The 3,047-nt window shown below is 73.6% G+C and carries 1 protein-coding gene and 1 pseudogene; both read right to left on the reverse strand.

Annotated elements, in window-relative coordinates:
- The coding region (locus AB0K34_RS46360; RefSeq protein WP_364554908.1) for a type I polyketide synthase at positions 1 to 2,472 on the reverse strand (2,472 nt) is incomplete at its 3' end.
- A 210-nt stretch (positions 2,473 to 2,682) separates the two neighbouring features.
- A pseudogene (locus tag AB0K34_RS46365) lies at positions 2,683 to 3,039 on the reverse strand (acyltransferase domain-containing protein); the annotation flags it as partial.
- Positions 3,040 to 3,047: the final 8 nt, after the last annotated feature.

Below are 3,047 nucleotides of genomic sequence, written 5' to 3' on the forward strand. Positions count from 1 at the left end.
GACGGCGCCGCCCGCGCGGTCGGCCGGCGCGGCGGCGAGCGCCCGTTCCAGCTCGTCCAGCGCCGCCAGCACCGGGTCCTGCGGGACGGCGGGCTCGGCGGGCGCGAGCCGTTCCCGCAGGTGGGCGGCGAGTGCGGTGGCGGTGGGGTGGTCGAAGGCGAGGGTGGGGGGCAGGCGGAGTCCGGTGGCGGCGTTGAGGCGGTTGCGGAGTTCGACGGTGGTGAGGGAGTCGAACCCGAGGTCCTTGAAGGCGCGGTCGGGGTCGATGGTGTCGGACGTGGAGTGGCTGAGGACGGCGGCGGTCTGGGTGCGGACAAGGTCGAGGAGCAGCGCATGCTGCTCGTCGTCCGGCAGCCCGGCCAGCCGCCGGACGAGCGAGGCGGCGTCGGCCTCGGTGCGCCGGGCGGGCAGCCGCACCAGCCCCCGGAACAGCGGCGGGAGCAGCCCGCCGGCCGCCATGCCGCGCAGCGCCCTCGGGTCCAGCCGCGCGGTGACGAGGTGCGGCCGGTCGGGGAGCGCGAGGGCGGCGTCGAGCAACTCCAGCGCCGCGTCCGCGTCCATCGGGACGATGCCGTTGCGCGCCATCCGCGTCTGGTCGGCCCCGCTCAGGCCCTCGGTCATCGTGCTGGTGTCGGCCCACAGCCCCCAGGCGAGCGACTGGCCGGGCAGCCCTTGCGCCTGCCGGTGGTGGGCGAGGGCGTCGAGGTAGGTGTTGGCGGCGGCGTAGTTGGCCTGGCCCGCGCTGCCCACCGTGGCGGCGATGGACGAGTAGAGGACGAAGGCGGCCAGCGGACGGTCTTTGGTGAGTTCGTGCAGGTTCCAGGCGCCGTCGACTTTGGGGCGTAGGACGGTGTCGAGGTGGTGGGGGGTGAGGGTGGGGAGTGTGGCGTCGTCGAGGTGTCCTGCGGTGTGGACGACGGCGGTGAGGTCGGTTGTCTCGGCGAGGAGCGCGGCGAGGGCGGCGCGGTCGGCGGTGTCGCAGGCGGCGATGGTGACGTCGGCGCCGAGATCGGTGAGTTCGGCGGTGAGGTGGGTGGCGCCGGGCGCGTCCGTGCCTCGTCGGCTGGTGAGCGTCAGTTTGCGGACGTCGTGGTGGGTGACGAGGTGGCGGGCGAGGAGGGCGCCGAGGGTGCCGGTGCCGCCGGTGATCAGGACGGTTCCGTCGCCGAACGCGGGCGGCCGGTCGCCGGGGTCTGCGGCGGGGGAACGGGTGAGGCGCGGTGCGTAGAGACGGCCTTCGCGGATCGCCAGCTGAGGCTCGCCGGTGGCCACCGCGCGGGAGAGCCGGTCGCGGCTCAGGCCGGGGTCGTCCACGTCGACGAGGAAGAACCGGTCGGGGTGCTCGCTCTGCGCCGACCGGACCAGCCCCCAGACCACGGAGGCGGGCAGGTCGTCCACCCGCTCGCCGGGCGCCGCCGCGACCGCGCCCGCGGTGACGACGGCCACCCGGGCGGTCTCGTCCGCCAGCGCGTTCTGCACGACGGCGAGCACCTCCCCGGCCGCCGCGTGCGCCGCGGCGACCGGATCGCCGGTTCCCGCGCCCGCGTCGCCGGTCGCGACCGGGACGACCACCAGCCCGGGGACGGGTTCGGCGTCGGGCTGCTCCTTCACCGGCGTCCAGTCGATCTGGAACAGCGCGTCGTCCGTGCCGCCGGGCGGGCGGAGCCGGTCCGGGCTGATCGGGCGGACGGTCAGGGCGTCGGCCGTGAGGACCGGTAGGCCGTCCTCGTCCATGAGCGCCACGGCGACGCTGTCCGGGCCCGCCTCCGTGAGCCGGGCCCGCACGGCGACCGCGCCGGGGCGGTGCAGCGTGACGCCGCGCCAGGCGAACGGCAGGCGGACGCCCTCGTCGCCCTGGTCGGCGTCGATCGCCATGGCGTGCAGCGCGGCGTCCAGCAGCGCCGGGTGGACGCCGAACTCGCGGGCCTGCTCGTGCTGCTCGGGCGGCAGCGCCACTTCGGCGAGCGTCGCGCCGTCCGGTCGCCAGGCGGCGCGCAGGCCCTGGAACACCGGGCCGTAGTCGAGGCCGGTCACCGCCAGGCGGGGGTAGAGGTCGGTCACGTCCACCGCCGCCGCGTCGGCGGGCGGCCATGGGAAGTCGGCGGTGTCGTCGGCGGGCGTCTCGGTGAGGGTGCCGGTGGCGTGCAGCGTCCAGTCGCCGGACGCGTCGTCGTCCGCTGCGCGGGAGTGGACGGTGAGGGTGCGGTCGCCGGACGCGTCCGGCTCGCCCACCCGGACCTGGAGCCGGACGGCCTCCTGACCGGGCAGCACCAGCGGCGCTTGCAGCGTCAGCTCCTCGACGCGTCCGGCGCCGACCTGGGCGCCGGCGTGCAGGGCGAGTTCGAGGAAGGCGGTGCCGGGCAGCAGCACGGTCCCGAGGACGGCATGGTCGGCCAGCCAGGGCTGGGCGCTCTGCGAGAGCCGCCCGGTGAACAGGTGCCCGCCGTCGGGCAGGGCCGTGGCGGCGGCCAACAGCGGATGGTCCCCGGAATTCAGCCCGGCGGCATTCATGTCCCCCGTTCCCGACTGTCCGATCAGCCAGTAGCGCTGGTGTTGGAAGGGGTAGGTGGGGAGTTTGTGCGGGGGTGTTTTGTGTGTGGGTTGGTGGTTCCAGGTGGGGGTGGTGCCGTGGGTGTGTGTTTGGGCGAGGTGTTTGTGGAATTGGGTGGGGGCGTGGGTGTTGCGGGTGAGGGTGGGGATGGTGGTGGTGTGGTGGTGGTTGTGGTGTTGGTGGGTTTGTTGGGTGGGGAGTTGGAGGATGGGGTGGGGGCTTGTTTCGATGAAGAGTTGGTGGTGTTGGGTGGTGAGGGTGTGGATGGTTTGTGCGTAGTGGACGGGGTGGCGGAGGTTGTCGTACCAGTATTGGGCGTTGAGTTGGGTGGTGTTGTGGGGGGTGGTTGCGGGGTGGAGGGTGGAGTAGAAGGGGGTGGTTGCGGGTTGGGGTTGGATGTGGGCGAGTTGGGTGAGGAGTTGGTGTTTGAGGGGTTGGATGTGGGGTGAGTGGGAGGCGTAGTCGACGGGTATTTTTCGGGCGTTGATGTTGTGGT

The organism is Actinomadura sp. NPDC049382 (assembly GCF_040677125.1).
Classification (GTDB): domain Bacteria; phylum Actinomycetota; class Actinomycetes; order Streptosporangiales; family Streptosporangiaceae; genus Spirillospora; species Spirillospora geliboluensis.